The organism is Acinetobacter sp. 10FS3-1, from assembly GCF_013343215.1.
In the GTDB taxonomy this organism is placed as follows: domain Bacteria; phylum Pseudomonadota; class Gammaproteobacteria; order Pseudomonadales; family Moraxellaceae; genus Acinetobacter; species Acinetobacter lwoffii_C.
Genome location: NZ_CP039143.1, coordinates 2,475,147 through 2,492,125 on the forward strand (window position 1 = coordinate 2,475,147; position 16,979 = coordinate 2,492,125).

General features: G+C 46.6%; 13 protein-coding genes. 7 read left to right on the forward strand and 6 right to left on the reverse strand.

Annotated elements, in window-relative coordinates:
* Positions 1-7 precede the first annotated feature (7 nt).
* From E5Y90_RS11660 to secF, 5 genes are all read left to right on the forward strand, one after another.
* Entirely contained in the window at positions 8-577 is a 570-nt protein-coding gene (locus E5Y90_RS11660; protein ID WP_151203679.1) for a LemA family protein, read from the forward strand.
* A gap of 229 nt (positions 578-806) precedes the next feature.
* Positions 807-1,937: a tRNA guanosine(34) transglycosylase Tgt gene (tgt, locus tag E5Y90_RS11665; protein ID WP_151203681.1), complete on the forward strand. Its 1,131-nt coding sequence runs from the start codon at positions 807-809 to the stop codon at positions 1,935-1,937.
* A gap of 100 nt (positions 1,938-2,037) precedes the next feature.
* Entirely contained in the window at positions 2,038-2,367 is a 330-nt protein-coding gene (yajC, locus tag E5Y90_RS11670; RefSeq protein ID WP_151203683.1) for a preprotein translocase subunit YajC, read from the forward strand.
* A gap of 54 nt (positions 2,368-2,421) precedes the next feature.
* A complete protein-coding gene (gene secD, locus E5Y90_RS11675) occupies positions 2,422-4,320 on the forward strand; it encodes a protein translocase subunit SecD (RefSeq protein WP_151203685.1) in 1,899 nt (632 codons plus the stop codon).
* A gap of 8 nt (positions 4,321-4,328) precedes the next feature.
* Positions 4,329-5,303, forward strand: a complete 975-nt coding sequence (gene secF / locus E5Y90_RS11680; RefSeq protein ID WP_171480677.1) for a protein translocase subunit SecF — start codon at positions 4,329-4,331, stop codon at positions 5,301-5,303.
* A gap of 55 nt (positions 5,304-5,358) precedes the next feature.
* Here the strand turns inward: secF and E5Y90_RS11685 are convergent, their stop codons facing one another.
* From E5Y90_RS11685 to cysM, 6 genes are all read right to left on the reverse strand, one after another.
* Positions 5,359-6,009, reverse strand: coding sequence for a hypothetical protein (locus E5Y90_RS11685; protein WP_174660265.1), 651 nt, complete (start codon positions 6,007-6,009; stop codon positions 5,359-5,361).
* A 78-nt stretch (positions 6,010-6,087) separates the two neighbouring features.
* Positions 6,088-7,310 (reverse strand): IS3 family transposase gene (locus E5Y90_RS11690; protein WP_174659967.1). Its coding sequence is split into 2 segments (ribosomal slippage): positions 6,088-6,974 and positions 6,974-7,310, totalling 1,224 coding nucleotides; the frame shifts between segments, so codons are not numbered across the junction.
* A gap of 104 nt (positions 7,311-7,414) precedes the next feature.
* A complete protein-coding gene (locus E5Y90_RS11695; protein WP_151205264.1) occupies positions 7,415-9,721 on the reverse strand; it encodes a RelA/SpoT family protein in 2,307 nt (768 codons plus the stop codon).
* 44 nt (positions 9,722-9,765) lie between these two features.
* Complete coding sequence (gene rlmD / locus E5Y90_RS11700; RefSeq protein WP_174660266.1) at positions 9,766-11,142, reverse strand: 23S rRNA (uracil(1939)-C(5))-methyltransferase RlmD; 1,377 nt, start codon at positions 11,140-11,142, stop codon at positions 9,766-9,768.
* Positions 11,143-11,148: 6 nt separating this feature from the next.
* A complete protein-coding gene (locus E5Y90_RS11705) occupies positions 11,149-11,967 on the reverse strand; it encodes a 3'-5' exonuclease (protein ID WP_174660267.1) in 819 nt (272 codons plus the stop codon).
* Between the two features lie 17 nt (positions 11,968-11,984).
* Complete coding sequence (gene cysM / locus E5Y90_RS11710; protein WP_151207446.1) at positions 11,985-12,914, reverse strand: cysteine synthase CysM; 930 nt, start codon at positions 12,912-12,914, stop codon at positions 11,985-11,987.
* Between the two features lie 348 nt (positions 12,915-13,262).
* On the opposite strand from cysM, the gene E5Y90_RS11715 reads away from it, so the two are divergent.
* Complete coding sequence (locus E5Y90_RS11715; RefSeq protein WP_174660268.1) at positions 13,263-16,076, forward strand: ATP-binding protein; 2,814 nt, start codon at positions 13,263-13,265, stop codon at positions 16,074-16,076.
* A gap of 104 nt (positions 16,077-16,180) precedes the next feature.
* Positions 16,181-16,972: a crotonase/enoyl-CoA hydratase family protein gene (locus E5Y90_RS11720; protein ID WP_151207442.1), complete on the forward strand. Its 792-nt coding sequence runs from the start codon at positions 16,181-16,183 to the stop codon at positions 16,970-16,972.
* The last annotated feature ends 7 nt before the right edge of the window (positions 16,973-16,979 follow it).

Here is a 16,979-nt window from a genome sequence, read left to right on the forward strand (position 1 = left end):
GCTACGCATGGGCTTTTTGATTTTTTGCCTGATTATGGTCGCTGCGATTGTCGCGATCATCATGATCCGTAACAATATTGTCCGTCATCACAACTCGACCATTCGTGCCTGGGCCGATGTGGCCAGTTATGAGCGCCAGAAAATTAAAATCCTGGATGGCCTGCACCCTCTGGTCGAACAGTATTCCAGCTTTGAAAAAGGTACTCTGGAAAAAGTGACCGAACTGCGCCAGAACATCATGAACCTGAACATGAAAGATGCCGATATTGCCCAGCTACAACGCATTGAAAGCCTGAATAAAGAACTGATGCGCAGCCTGAATGTGGTGATTGAAAATTATCCGGAACTCAAAGCCAATGAAATTTATCTGAAAATGATGAATGAAATTGAAGAACAGAATGAAAATGTCGGTGCTGCGATCACCATTTATAACCGCAATGTCGAACTGTTTAATAATCAGATCCAGATTTTTCCGCACAATATGATCAATGACATGCTGCTGAGAAAAAAAGCGGTACGTCCTTTTCGCGACCAGAACGTCAGTCAAAATTTTGACTATCGTCCGAATTTTCATTAATTGTACCCTTCACTCAAGCATGTTTTCTCTGGCTGACGGCAAGCAGAAAAAAGCCAGGAATTAAGGATATTTTATTTATATTTGAAACTTCACTTTAATCATTTACAAATAAAATTACAGAGTTGAAACTCTGGAATGCTGGCGTTTCAGGCCGGAATCAAGGAAAATAGCGCCTTTTATTTATATTAACAATCAGCGAACTGTTTTTTCGCCTCGATGTGGAACTCCTATGAAGTTTGAAAAATTAGGTCAGTCGGGCCGTGCCCGTCGTGGTCGTTTAACGCTTGAACACGGTGTGGTGGAAACTCCCGTATTTATGCCAGTCGGTACTTATGGTACGGTCAAAGGTATGTTGCCACGTGATGTGGAAGGCATTAAAGCCCAGATTATCCTCGGCAATACCTTCCACCTGTATCTGCGTCCTGGCCTGGATGTCATTAAAGCGCATGGCGGCCTGCACGGTTTCATGAAATGGGACAAGCCGATTTTGACCGATTCTGGCGGTTTCCAGGTCTTTAGTCTAGGCGCAATGCGCAAGATTGAAGAAAAAGGCGTTACTTTCCGTTCTCCCATTGATGGTTCAAAAGTCTTTATTTCTCCTGAAATTTCAATGGAAATTCAACAGGTGCTGAATTCTGACATTGTGATGATTTTTGATGAATGTACCCCTTATCCTGCAACGCATGAAGAGGCACAAAAATCCTTGCAACTGTCTTTACGCTGGGCCAAGCGCTGTAAGGAACATCATCACAATCACCTGAACAATACCAATGCCCTGTTCGGCATTATTCAGGGCGGCATGTATGAAGACCTGCGTGATGAATCCTTACAAGGCCTGTTAGAAATTGGTTTTGACGGTTATGCGATTGGCGGCCTGTCTGTCGGCGAACCGAAAGAAGAAATGATCAAGGTCCTGGATTATCTTCCGGTCAAAATGCCGGAAGACAAACCGCGTTACCTGATGGGTGTCGGCAAGCCGGAGGATATTGTGGAAGGCATCCGCCGTGGTGTCGACATGTTTGACTGTGTCATGCCAACCCGTAATGCACGTAATGGCCATTATTTTGTGACAGACGGTCTGGTACGAATTCGCAACAGTAAATATCGTCATGATCAAAGCCCGCTGGATCCACATTGCGACTGCTATACCTGTCAAAACTTTACCCGTTCTTATCTGTTCCATCTGGAAAAATGCGGAGAAATGCTGGGCTCTATGCTGGGCACCATCCATAACCTGCGTTATTACCAGCGTTTTACTGAAGATATCCGTAATGCGCTCGACCATGGAACTTTTGATGAATTTGTACAGGACTTTTATGCCCGTCGCGGCCTGGAAGTTCCACCTTGTCCACAAGATTAATCTTTCAGCATTTGCGCTGAAGAAAAAGACAAGGTAAATTGCAAGAATATGTCAATTTATTACCGAGTTGATCACCAGTTTTTTATTTTAGGAAAATGAAATGAGCCTTTTTATTTCGACTGCGCACGCTGCAGGTGGAGCCGCACAACAACCAAGTATGATGGCTAACATCCTGATGATTGCGGTTTTTATTGCAATCTTCTACTTTCTGATCTGGCGTCCACAATCCAAACGTGCCAAAGAGCACCGCGCCTTGGTGGACAGCCTTGGAGTAGGCAGCGAAGTGGTATTCGCTGGCGGTTTAATGGGCAAGATCACCAAAATTGAAGGTGAATTTGCAGTAGTTGAATTAAGCCGTGGCGTAGAAGTTAAAGTTCAGCGTGCGAGTGTGATCTCAGTGCTGCCTGAAGGTACTTTAAATAACATTTAATCAAAAAACAGTCGTGCCACCCGCACGACTTTTTTCATTTTAAGAAGAAAACGAATGCGTTACCCAGCATGGAAATATGTACTGATCCTGGTTGTCCTGGTGATCAGTACCTTATATGCCCTGCCAAGTTTGTATCCAGATGAACCTGCTGTACAGATTTCGGGTGCCAAAGCCGGTACTCAAATTGACGCAGGCATCATACAAAAAGCAGAGCAGATTTTAAGCACTGAAAATATTGCAACTCATGACAATAGCTTTAGTAACAATGCCGCCCTCTTACGCGTAGATTCAAGTGAAACCCAGCTCAAAGCCAAAGAAGCATTGCGCCGTGGTTTGGGTGATGAATATGTGGTGGCCTTGAACCTGGCCCCGACCACCCCAGAATGGCTACAAAAAATTGGTGCCAAGCCAATGAAGCTCGGCCTGGACTTGCGTGGTGGTGTACACTTCCTGCTTGAAGTGGATATGGACAAAGCCATTGCCCAGCGGATGGAAACTTCAGCTGCCGACCTGCGTCGTCAACTGCGTGACAATAACCTGAAATTCAACAGCCTTTCTTTAAGCAACAATACCATTGTGGTGCAGTTTGCCAACAATGACGACCGTTCTGCGGTCATGGATTTCTTGCGTCGCAATGGGAATGAGTTTAACCCGCAAGCTGTAGCCACTGACTCAGGCTCAACTTTACGTTTGAACTATACAGACACGCGTAAGCAGGAAATTGAGTCGTATGCTGTTAACCAGAACTTAACCACCTTACGTAACCGTATTAATGAACTCGGTGTAGCAGAAGCATTGGTACAAACCCAAGGCAGCAACCGTATTGTGGTCGAGCTTCCAGGTGTACAGGATACGGCTGAGGCCAAACGTGTTCTGGGTCGTACTGCGAATCTGGAATTCCGGCTGGTGTCTGATCTGAATGATCAGTCAATCGACCCATATACCGGCCAATTAAATGGCACTCCGCCACCGGGAACCGAAGCTTTTGCTTATGAATCGCTGGACAGTGGGCGTCAGTTATTGCTGAATCGTAACCGTATTTTGACCGGTGAGCGTGTTCAGAATGCCTCAAGCGGTTTTAGCCAGGACACTGGTGGTGCTGAGGTCAATATTACCTTGGACAGCGCGGGTGGCAAGCTGATGGCCGATGCAACCCGTAATGCAGTCGGCAAGCGCATGGCGGTACTGTTCATTGAAAATAAACAGCGCATCAGTTATGTCGAAGACCCTGCAACTGGTACCCAGACTGAAGTACGTACGCCATATACCGAATCTGTGGTAATTAATGCCGCCACCATTCAGGCCGTACTGGGTTCACAGTTCCGTATTACCGGTCTGGATTCACCACAAGAAGCAGCTGAACTGGCCTTGATGTTACGTGCTGGTGCTTTGGCTGCGCCCATGTATTTTGTTGAAGAACGTGTGATTGGTCCAAGTCTTGGTCAGGAAAACATCGACAAAGGTGTATTATCTACGCAGATCGGTTTCATTCTGGTGGCAATCTGGATGGTGGTGTTCTTCCGTCTGTTTGGTGTGATTGCCAACTTTGCCCTGATCTTTAACCTCGCTATGATCCTTACGGTCATGTCCTGGATTGGTGCGTCTCTTACCTTGCCGGGTATTGCAGGTATCGTGATTACCATTGGTATGGCGGTCGATGCCAACGTCCTGATCTGTGAACGGATACGGGAAGAACTTAAATGGGGGGCCTCGCCCAAACAGGCGATTGTGGCTGGTTATGACCGGGCCTATAACACCATTTTCGACTCGAACCTCACCACCTTCCTGGTGGCATTTATCCTGTTCGCGATTGGTACTGGTCCGATCAAAGGCTTTGCCGTGACTCTGATGATCGGTATTGTCTGCTCAATGTTTACCGCCATTACGGTAACCCGTGCCATTGTTCAGCTGATCTATGGCAAAAAACGTAACTTGAAAAAGTTGAGCATTTAAGGAGATCACTGATGACTGAAAATACTCAACTGAATCAAAAACAGTACGGTCGTCCGGAAGACGAACGCATTATCCCGTTTATGAAGATTGCACTGCCTGCGGCAGTATTTTCAATCATTCTGACGGTAGCCAGTATCTTCTTTATTGTGACCAAAGGTTTAAATCTGGGTCTGGACTTTACCGGCGGTATAGCAGCTGAACTGAACTATACCAATCCGGTAAAACCGACCGAGGTATCCAAAGCACTGGCTCAGGCGGGCTTTAATGATGCAGTGGTGCAGACCCTAGGGTCTGAACGTGACCTGATGGTACGTATGCCGGTGCAGGAAGATATTGAAGCGGAAGACCTGACCAAAGCCATCACCTCTGCCGTGCAATTGCCAAATAATGCAGCAGAAGTGCCGAAGGTCGATGTGGTCGGCGGACAGGTTGGTAACGAGCTGTATGTGCGTTCCGGCGGTGCAGTTGCCCTTGCGCTCCTGCTGATGCTGGTTTATGTCACCATCCGCTTTGAGTTCAAGCTGGCGATGGGTGCCGTCCTGTCCCTGTTCCATGACATCATCGTGACCATTGGTATTTTTGCGATGATGCAATGGCCATTTGATCTAACCGTTCTGGCAGCGCTTCTTGCGATTATTGGTTTCTCACTGAACGATAACATCGTGGTGTCGGACCGTATCCGTGAAAACTTCCGCAAAATTCGCGGTGCCGAACCGCTTGAGATCATCAACATTGCCCTGACTGAAACCTTGCGCCGTACTATCCACACCTCCATGACCCTATTACTGGTGGTCGTGGCCATGATGGTCATGGGGGGTGAAGGTCTGAAATGGTTCTCGATTGCGATGTTTATCGGGGTCTTTGTCGGTACCTATTCATCGATCTATATCGGGACAGCTTTTGCGCTATGGCGCGGTCTGAATCGTCAGGACTTTATTGTACAAGTCAAACCTGAATTTGAAGACGAAGACCAGCTGCCATAAGCGGTCTTTTCACCTAATCAGTGTTCAGCCCATCTTCGGATGGGCTGATTTATTTTCAATTCACACCTATCTCTCTGGCCGGTAGAATGGCCACCACCCTATGCATCTTTTCAATATCGGATTTTTTAAAACTGACCGTCCGGCTAGCATCCAGACTTTGAAACTGAAAACTGTTTTCTGTTTCAGCAATTAGTTCCACCATGAGCTGTAGGGCATTGTTCAGATATAAACAGATCATGTCCTGAGGCTGGACTTCTTGTCCTGGATCACAGACCACCCAGTAACCGGGCTTTAAAGCGGGAAAATAATGCTGATCATTAACCTGAATTGCATAGTAATCAGACGCAGATAAGATTATAGGTGCTTTTCTGATAGTACCCAGCAAAGGACTTAAACGAAAAGCCTGCTGCTCAACAGTGTGCATTTGAAATAGAGCACACGATACTTGAGCGGGGGACAACTCAGTCTGCGACTCTAGGACTTGATCCAGTAACAGGTTTTCCAGCCCCAGCTGCCGTTCCAGCTCCCGCGCAGCTTTGTCCCCTATCTGGCGTTTGCTATTCAGTAATTGGGTAATATAAGACGCTGACAGGCCAAAATGCTCACAAATGTCTTTGCCATTTTTAAAGCGCTGGCTGTCAATCAGATGGTCAATGAGCTTGGCCAGATTATGACGTCTGCGCTCAAATATTTCCGTCGCACTCATACTTTTAGCTGGTTTTTTTATTCTGAACAGACATGTCTTGTCCTGAAATAGATTGACAGTATTCCACTTCAAACCGAGTTATGCAATTAGCTCGGTTTTAGTTTGCTCATACGTCTGATTCGGGGTGTTCATATTTAAACTTAAATGTGGTCTATAGCAATTATAAATCATGATAGATTCCGCAATTAAGTGATCTAACTCCTTCATGGTTTGACATCGTGTAGTTAAAAACTCCTGCTTTAATATTCCATTAATCCGCTCTGCTAATGCGTTCTGGTAACAGTCTCCTCCATCTGTCATAGAAGGACATACCCCATAATGGCGTAATGCCGATTGATATAGTTCAGAGCAATACTGAGAGCCTCTGTCTGAATGGTGAATCATCCTGGCTGCCCGATCTGTCACATGCTGCATCGCCATATGTAGTGCCTGCACAACATTCTCTGCACGCATATCATTCGATAACTTATAACCTTTAATCTGGCGGGTATAAGCATCTGTCACCAAGGATAAATAATGCACACCTTCAGCACTCTCAACATAGGTAATATCACTAACAAAGACTTCATTGGCTTGCACTGCTGAATAATCCTTTAATAAATTTGGATGCTTCTTCATCCAATGCTTGCTATCCGTAGTTTTTGTATAGCGACGCTTAGGGCGAATCAATAAGTTATTTTCTTTCAATATTTTAAATAACTGATCCCGTCCACACTTTAAACCACGTTGCAACAATTTGCCTTTAATAAGCCAATACAGCTTACGTGTTCCGATACTTGGCATGAGACAGCGATATTCCATAACCAACTCAAGTATTTGTTCAGTTGCTTGTGCAGTCATTTGAGCACGTTTTTCTGCTTGATAATAAGCTTGTCGAGTGATTCCTAACCACTGACAATAACGTGAAACGCTTAGTCTTCTTTGGCTTTGCCAATCTTTGAAACGTGCTCGGTATACTTTTTTCCAAGATCAGTCCCACACTCTTTATCAATGTGATAAATCACATCCTGTATAAATTCAGTTTTGAGCTTTTCTGCGGCTAACTGTTTTTCTAATTGGCGGATTCGTTGTTGGGGGGTCAATTGGCGTTTAGAAGAAGTCGGCATATTCGAAGTCCAGTCCTGTTGTCCGTGCTTGCGTAACCATACCAGCACAGTTGATCTTCCTTGAATACCATATTTTGCCTGAGCTTGCTTATAAGTAATTTGCCCTTTTTCTACTTCATGTACCACCATCATTTTAAAGGCAAAGCTATAGTCACGTTGTGTACGTTTAACTCGTTGTTCTCGTTTATGTTCCATAAAATAAGTCTCTTAAGGTGTAAACTTATTTCAGGACGGGACAACACCTTACAACAAAAAAGCCCGCAATTGAATTGCGGGCTTTTAAAGTATTCGATCAGAAATTAATTGCCTTGTACCAGACGGCGTGCACTGATAATTCCCGGTTGCTGCTCAAGACGGGCCAGCAGTTTGGACAGTTGCGCCAGGCCTTTTACTTCAATCAGCAATTTCATATTGGCAATACCATCGGACTCCGAGATCGTATTGACCTGACGGATATTAATCTGATCCGAGAAAATGACCTGGGTCAGGTCTTTCAAGAGACCCCGGCGATCATAGGCTTCCACCACAATCTGTACACTTTGCCCCCGGGTTGGCTGCATTTCCCAGTCCGCTTCTACTGCACGTTCCGGTTCCTGATTAATCATGCGCACATAGTCCGGACAAGCCACCTTATGAATGCTTACCCCACGGTTCAAGGTAATATAACCTGCAATAGACTCACCATGCACTGGTTGACAGCACTGCGCAATATGCAGTTCTACATTATCCAGACCATCGATCAGAATCCCGTGCGCTGAAAGCGTGTGACTGGCCCGTGGATTTAAAGCCGGCTTCAGCACCAGTTCCGGCTCATCCTGATCCAGATGCATATGACGGTTCACCTGATTGATCAGGGCATGCAGGCTAATATCGCCATTTACGATGCCAATCAGGATATCATCACCATTTTTTACATTAAAATGGTTACAATAATCACTCAAATCAATGGATTTTGGATGAATCGCCAGACGTGAAAGTTCTTTATTCAGTACATCACGGCCCACTTCCAGATTCTTGCTACGATCCTGCTGGCGGAACCAGTGACGCAATTTATCCCGCGCACGTGCTGTCCGGATATAGCCCAGTGAATTCACCAGCCAGTCCCGGTTCGGCTCACGGTCTTTCTTGGTCAGAATTTCAACCTGCTCACCGGTTTTTAAGGTATAGGTCAGCGGCACATAACGCTGATTGACCCGCGCGGCATAACATTTGTTCCCGACTTCAGTATGCACATGGTAGGCAAAATCCAGCACTGTCGAGCCACGTGGCAGCTCCTTAATATCCCCATCACGACTAAATACATAGATTTTTTCAAAACCTTCAAATTCTTGAATATGCTCAAAATTTTCGGTTTCATCATCTGTTTTATAGGCACTGGCCTCATTACGTTCCTGATAATGCTCCAGCACAGCACGCAAGGAATGCAGACGATGGTTAAAGGAATGATCGGTATTTTTTGAGCCTTCCTTATAGTTAAAGTGTGAACAGACCCCCAATTCTGCCTCTTCATGCATCTGATAGGTACGGATCTGCACTTCGAGCGATTTGTTTTCGGCTATTACCGCCGTATGCAAGGAACGGTAACCGTTCGCTTTGGGGTTAGTAATATAGTCATCAAACTGATGTGGAATATGTCGCCAGATCTGATGAACAATCCCTAAGGTGTGGTAGCATTCCGGCACATTTTTTACCAGGACCCGTAATGCACGAATATCATAAAGCTGGTCGAAGCTCAGGTTTTTGCTTTTCATTTTTCGATAAATCGAATAAATGTGTTTTACCCGGCCACTGATTTCAGCGTCGATATTATACTCACTCAGTTCAGTACGCAGCTTATCAATAACAAACTGAATATACTGCTCACGCTCCAAACGTTTTTCATTCAATAAAGAAGCGATTTCTTTATAGCGTTCAGGCGCCAGATAACGGAAAGCCAGATCTTCCAGCTCCCACTTCAACTGGGCAATGCCCAAACGGTGGGCAAGCGGTGAGTAAATGGTCAAAATTTCCCGGGCTACCCGTTCCTGACGCTCACGCGAAGAATTAGTCAGTTCACGTAAGGCATAGGTACGCTCGGCAAGCTTGATCAAGACCACCCGCACATCTTCGGTGACCGAAATCAGCATCTTGTAAATACCGGTCAGATGTTCACGCTGGTTATTATTGAAATGGTCTTCCAGACGTTTATTCTTTTCAATCAGCTCGGACAACTTACCCATTGCGAGGGTACCTTTGACCAGGTTATGCACCTGTTCGCCAAACCTTTCCCGCACTTCTGCCAGCGGCATGACCCCTTCACGCACGGAACGATAGAGCATCGCAGCCGATAAGGTATCTTCATCCACATGCAGATGCGCCAGAATATCGGCCATTTCAATACCGGTATAGAAGGTATTGGACCGATGCTGAATCGTACTTTGCAGCTCATATTGTAATGTTAAATGAGCGACTTCCTCGAGCTGCGTTAAGGGTGCTCCATCTAATATGCCACGAACCCGCTCTAACCATTCGGTCAGATCTTGGTGTGCTTGTTCGGCATGTTCTACAGTCGTCTCCTGTGACAACTCATTGAGTCGCCCAGGCAGTTGTTCACGCACTGTGACCATACCCTTCTCCTACTTTTAGATACATCATCTCTTTAATCGTTTATTTAATTTTCTTTTTCGAACAAGGCGATCGATTCTACATGGCCGGTATGGGTAAACATATCCATCACTCCGGCCCGTTTCAGGCGATAACCCTGTTGTGTCAAAATTCCCGCATCTCTTGCCAGGGTTGCCGGATTACATGACACATAAACGATTCTTTTTGCGCCAAATTTAGGCACATACTGCATTACTTCTTCCGCTCCTGAGCGTGGTGGGTCGATTAATAATGCATCAAAACCCTGTTTTGCCCAAACCTGCTGCGAAAAATCTTTGGTTAAATCTTGTGAATAAAACGAAATCTGTTCAATCCCATTTAATCTGGCATTTTCCCGACCACGTTGTACCATTTCTTCACTACCTTCCACGCCCACAACCCGACCTGAAGGCCCCACACAGCGTGACAAAGGTAAGGAAAAGTTTCCTAATCCACAAAACAGATCCAGAACCCTTTCGCCTTGCTGCAGTTGAAGCAAATCACATGCCAAATGGACCATCTGCGAGTTAATAGTCGAATTTACCTGAGTAAAGTCTGAAGGATTAAACCCGAATGTGACGGCGAAGTCATCAAGACCATAGTGCAAGCGTGCAGCAGCTTGCGAGTCGTCCATACGCTGCAGCGTATCCTTGCCCACAGGCTGCAAATACAGCTGCCAGCCTTTATCTAACGTAAATTGGCGCAATTGGTTGACATCTTCTGCTGATAGTTTTGCAGTTTCCCGAACCGTCAGCGCAATTTCTGTATCACCCATGGCTAATTCTATATGACCGATGTCGGCCTGACCATTTAGACTTTGGAGCAATTGTTTAAGAGCTGTAACCGAGCCGAACTCACGATCCAGAATCATGCAACGGTCAATTGAAGTCAGCCTGTTGGACTGGTTTTCACGAAATCCCACCACCAGTTGGTCTTTCTGTGCGATATAGCGCACGCCAATCCGGGCTTTACGGCGATAATCTTCACGCTGGGAACGCAAAGGCATCAGCCATTGTTCCGGCTGGATGCCTGCAAAATGTGCCAGATGCGATTGCAATACATTCTGCTTCAGCTCAATCTGGGCATCGGGATGAATGTGTTGCATATTACAGCCACCACATATCCCAAAATGCGGACAGATAGGCTGGATACGCATATCAGAAGGTGCACTCAGCAGTTCTATACTGTCGGCTTCTTCCAGCTTTTTGACTTCACGGCTAATACGGGCACGCACGGTTTCACCCGGCAGCGCATAGCGGATAAACACTTTCTTGCCGTGTTTTTCAGGCGGATGATCGGGATGGGTGCCATAGTGAGCTATGCCACGCCCTTCATGGGAAAGCGACTCAACCTGAAAAATATACTCGGATGGCTGTTGGAGACGGGGTCGAGCGCGATGTTTCATGAAAACCTAATCTGTGGAGAGTGGAAAATCAAAACGGGTAAATGCAGTCTGCTGCGCAGTTTCGCGCCAGCGGCTTAAAAAATCTGCATGCTGCGGCTGGGTCTGCAAATATTGAATGGTGCTTTGCAACAGATGCTGATAATCCGGCAATAACAGCTGCCCTTTTAGCAAAAGCCAGCGAATATATACCAGCCAGGTATTCAGAACATCGCCTTCACAATAACTGGTGATTTCAGTCCATTGCTGGTCGCGGACGTAATTCGGTATACGGTACACACCATCACCGCGTTTTCCCGGATAACCCAGCAAGTGCGCCACATCATCAAGTTTTTGAAAATGCCGCGCATGAAACATGGCCATGACATCCATCAAATCGATATGGCGCTGATGGTAACGATTCTGGTAGTTATTATAACGCTTTTGTGTGTCAATTTCGCCCTGGTCGAACAGGCTGGGGGCTGAAAGGCCATGATACATGGCACGGTATAAAATTACCGGTAAATCAAACTGTGAGCCGTTCCAGCTCACCAGGGTCGGATGACGCTTGTCAAAAATAGACAGAAATTTTTTTAAAATCTCTGCTTCGCTGTCCTGTTCCTGACTAAAAGAAAACAGGCGCATGCCCTGCTCATCCATCCATAAACCGGAAATACAGACAATCTCATGCAGAGGCAAACGCTGAAAATCCGAACCAGATTCCTGACGGCGTAATTTGGTCAGGGCCTGCTCGAGGTCTGCCTCGGGCAGATCCAGACCAAACAGATGAGCGCCTGATTTAAGATCGGTTTGGGTTTCAATATCGAAAGTTAAAACAGGCAAGCGCATAAACGATTTCTCAACAATTATTCGGGATCTTCTACAGAGAACAGGCCGGTAGACAGATAACGGTCACCCCGGTCACAGATGATACAGACTATCACAGCGCCTGGATGCGCTTCGGCCAACTGAATGGAGGCCCAAACAGCTCCGCCTGATGAGGTGCCAGCACTAATACCTTCTTTTTGGGCCAGTTTACGCATGGTTCTTTCAGCTTCAATCTGCGGAATATCCATAATACGATCAATCCGGCTACGGTCAAAAATCGTTGGCAGATATTCTTCCGGCCAGCGACGAATGCCGGCAATACTTGAGCCATCCGAAGGCTGCAAGCCTACAATCTGAATTTCCGGGTTCATTTCTTTCAGGTACTTGGACACCCCCATGATTGTGCCAGTCGTTCCCATGGAACTCACAAAATGGGTAATCTTGCCACCCGTCTGCTGCCAGATTTCTGGACCGGTGGTCAGGTAGTGTGCTTCGACATTATCCGGATTACCAAACTGGTTTAGAACCAGCCCCTTACCTTCTGCCTGCATTTGCAAGGCCAGATCGCGCGCGCCTTCCATGCCCTGCTCTTTGCTTACTTCAATCAGCTCGGCCCCATAAGCACGCATAGCATCCTTACGTTCCTGACTCATGTTGCTCGGCATGATCAGCTTCATGTTGTAACCGCGCATGGCAGACACCATCGCCAATGCAATTCCCGTATTTCCGCTGGTTGCCTCAATCAAGGTATCGCCGGGCTGGATCTGCCCGCGTTTTTCTGCCTGCATGATCATATTGTATGCCGGACGGTCCTTCACTGAACCTGCCGGATTATTGCCCTCGAGCTTGGCCAATACAGTCGCTTGAGTATGACTTGCCAGACGCTGCAAACGCACCAGTGGCGTTTTACCCACACAATGGTCTAACAAAAATTCATCGGCTTGGAAATCGGGGTATGTATTACTCATTATTTGCACCTATATCGATGTGCGACTATTGTATGAAAAAATACTTTTCCCTGCATCCATTTCCCCTTTCTTTTTCCTTCCTACGGCTTGCAGACTGCTCCGCTTTATCAAAAATGGATTCAAAAACAGGTTTTTTCAAAAGATTAGTTCAAATCTATACTATTTGAAAAGGATGGCATCCTGTCATATCTTTGCATTTTTATCTGAGCAAATGTGCAGGATAGCTCTTTTATAAACCCGATGATCAGTATTTCACGGCGGCTACCTGAATAAAAATAATGCTTAAATTTTAACTGTCAATTTAAAGCATGCTAATATGCCCGACATAAGGAAAATACTGCTTAAATCATGTCAAGTATCAATAAAAAGATGTTTAAACGCCTGCACTTAAATCACGCTTATGGGCAGCTGATTGCACTGATTTTTGTGCCGATTACCATCTTGGCCTGTGTAGGTGCCATTCTGGTGATTACTGAAACCTCGAATGCGGCACGTGCCCAGCAAAAGCAGATGGCGATTGCGATTATGACCCGTTTTCAGTCTACGGCAGAATATTCACTTGATATTTTAAGCCTGTATCCTTGGCAATATGATCAGGCGCACAGTGCCATGCAGCATATGCTGAATGAAAAGCATTTGGTACGCGCAGCGATTCTGGATGAAAATGGCCGAAACCGTCTGGGAATTGGCTTTCAGGAACAGGCACCCTGGCCGGAATTCAATCAAGCGGCCAGTTTTATCGGCCCCATTCTTTATAAAAACAATCATATTTATGCGGTCAGGGTCAATGAAAATAGCTTTAATTCCGGCTGGCTGGCCATTGAGCTGGATAATCAGCCTCTGGAAATCGCCCGTTACCGGGTATTAATCGTACTGATTGCCACTGGTTTACTGACCTTATTACTTCTGCTGTTATGTCTGAATTTCTATTCGCGTCGCTGGATTGCGCCGATGTATGAAATTCGCATGCAGTTGCAACGCCTGAACGTCGATACGCTGGACCAACACATGGTTATTAACAGTACCGGCGAGCTGCGCCTGTTGCAACGCGATATTGCCAATGTGGTTAAACGTCTGCATTTTAGTTTTCTGGAGTTACGCGAACATACCGAACAGACCGAGGATGACCTGCGCCGTACCTTAGACACTTTAGAAGTGCAAAACATTACCTATCGTCAGGCACGCGATCAGGCCATTTCTGCCAATCAGGCCAAATCGGTATTTCTGGCCAATATTTCACATGAACTGCGCACGCCACTGAACAGTATTGACGGTTTTATCCATTTATTGCTGCGTCAGGGCAACCTGAGCAATGAACAAAGCCTGTACCTGCAAACCATTCGCAAGTCTTCAGCCCATCTTCTGGCCCTGATTAATGATGTGCTGGATTTTTCCAAGATTGATGCCGGTAAACTGGAGCTGGAAACCGCACCTTTTGATCTGGAAGAGGCCATTTTTGATGTGATGGATATGCTCTCGCCGCTGGCTGCACAAAAGCATATCGATATGGCCTTCTACTATGCCGACAATGTGCCCAAACATGTGATTGGCGATGCACTACGTTTCAAACAGATTCTAACCAACCTGATCTCCAATGCCATCAAGTTCACCCCCGACGGGGAAATCATTGTTCGGGTACGTCTGGAACATGAGGACCTGGAGCACTGTGTCTTGCACTTTAGCGTACAGGACAGCGGTATTGGCCTGAGTGGTACCGACCGCAAGAGACTGTTTGAATCCTTCTCGCAAGGCGACACCTCTGTCACCCGTCAGTTCGGCGGAACCGGTCTGGGTCTGGCTATTTCCAAGCAATTAGTGAGCCTGATGCACGGCCAGATTGGCTTTGAGGATAATCAGGAACGCGCCCCGACCGAAAAAGGCTCAACTTTCTGGTTTACGGCACAATTACTGCTAGATGAAGAACATGTAATTGAACATCCGGATTTCAGTGAACTGACGGTAGTGTCCTATCTGGCGCATCCGGCAACCGCCAATGTACTGCGGCATTATCTAGAAAACTATAAAGTGGCACACAGTGAATGTGCCTCTATTCTGGATCTGTTCAGTCGCCTGAATCATTTACACAGCACCGACAATACCTGGCTCATTGTTGATCATGGCGGCGATGGACAGGCCTTGCTCAGAGAAATCCGTACCCGTTATCAGGGTCATCTGGCAGTGTATGGCTATCAGATGCAGCTTGATCCGAACATGCTGAATGAACATCGCGCTCGCGCCCTGCATCAGCCACTCAGCCGTACGGCCCTGATTCAACTCCTGAGCAACCAGCAAAGTTTTGAAGAAGAGCAGTATGAAAGCTTTAATGGTCAGGGGTTGCATGTACTGGCTGTGGATGACCATCTACCGAACCTGATTGTCCTGGAAGCCTTATTGGGCGAACTGAATGTCCGTACCACCAAAGCCATTAGCGGGCAAGAAGCGCTGCATATTATCCAGAGCCGTCATGAACAGGGACTCAGCCCTTTTGATCTGGTGTTCATGGATATCCAGATGCCGGTGATGTCAGGCATTGATACCACGCGTGCGATTCGCTCACTGGAATCTACGTTTGACCCCCAGCCTCAGCAACGCTTGCCGATTATTGCCCTGACCGCCCATGCACTTTCCGATGAAAAGCATAAACTGCTGCAAAATGGGATGGATGATTATGTAACCAAGCCAATTCAGATTGAGCAGATTGTACAGATCCTGACCCAATGGACCACAGAAAGCTTTAAAAAGCCGCCGGTGCCCGAACGTATCAATGTCATTGAAGCTCTGGATCCTAATATTCTGGACTGGCAACAAAGCCTGCGACTGGCAGCCAACAAAGAGGATCTGGCGATTGATCTGCTCGGCATGCTGGTCGACAGCTTTGAAAATGAACTGACTGAAATTGAGCAGCTGATCGAGCTGGAGGATTTTCCTCAGCTTGAACATGTCCTGCACCGCCTCTATGGCGCAACTCGTTATGTCGGTACGCCAAGCCTGCAAACGATCACAGGCGAGTTTGAGCAGTTTGTTTCGACCTTGCGTAAAGAGCGCCGTAAAGCAGATGAGAGTTTTGTACAGCAGGTACTGAAATATCTGGATGAGCTAAAAACCGTCATTGAGCAGGTCCAACAGGCAGCCCGACAAATCCTGTACAAATCCGACCATTAAATCTGTTTTTAGTCCGGGACACGTAAAGGGAGCGTGACCGGACTGTCATGCAAGTGCTTAGAGTGCATGTTATGCTCGCTGAAGAAAAAATAAGGATGAACCCCATGTCTCTGGTACGCTTTGAAAAAAATAATGGAATTGCGACGGTTACACTGAACCGTCCAGACAAACGTAATGCCATGAGCTTTGCCCTGCTGCGTGAACTGGTGCAGACAGCCAAGCGGATTAAAAAAGATAAATCCATCCGCTGTGTCATCCTGACAGGCGAAGCCCAGGTCTTTAGTGCCGGAATTGATCTGGCTGACTTAAACAATCCTAAAAACCGTGTCTTTGCCGCCTGGGAGCTGATTCGCCCGGGCCAGAGCCTGTTTCAAAAAGCCTTTCTGGTGTGGCAGGAGCTACCTGTGCCCGTGATTGCAGCACTTGAAGGCTTCTGTTTTGGTGCCGGCATGCAACTGGCGCTTGCCGCCGATATCCGTATTGCTCACCCCGCCACCAAAATGTCGATTATGGAAACTCGCTGGGGTCTGGTGCCAGATATGGGCCTGAGCCGTTCACTCAAAGGCTTGATCGGGATTGATCTGGCCAAAGAGCTGACATTAACGGCACGTATTTTTGAAGGGGCCTATGCTAAAGAGATTGGTCTGGTCACTCATCTAGATGAGCAACCACTTGTCAAAGCTCAGGCCCTGGCAGAGGAAATGCTACAACGCTCCCCAGATGCCTTAATGGCTTCTAAATTTGTGCTGGATGCCATGCAGCACCATCCGAACAAATCCCTGCGTATGGAAAAAATCTGGCAATTAAAATTAATTTTGGGCAAAAACAGCCAGCTGGCGCGTAAAAAAGACAAGAATCCGGAGATTCAGTTTGTACCACGTCAGTACAAATCATAAGAGCGCG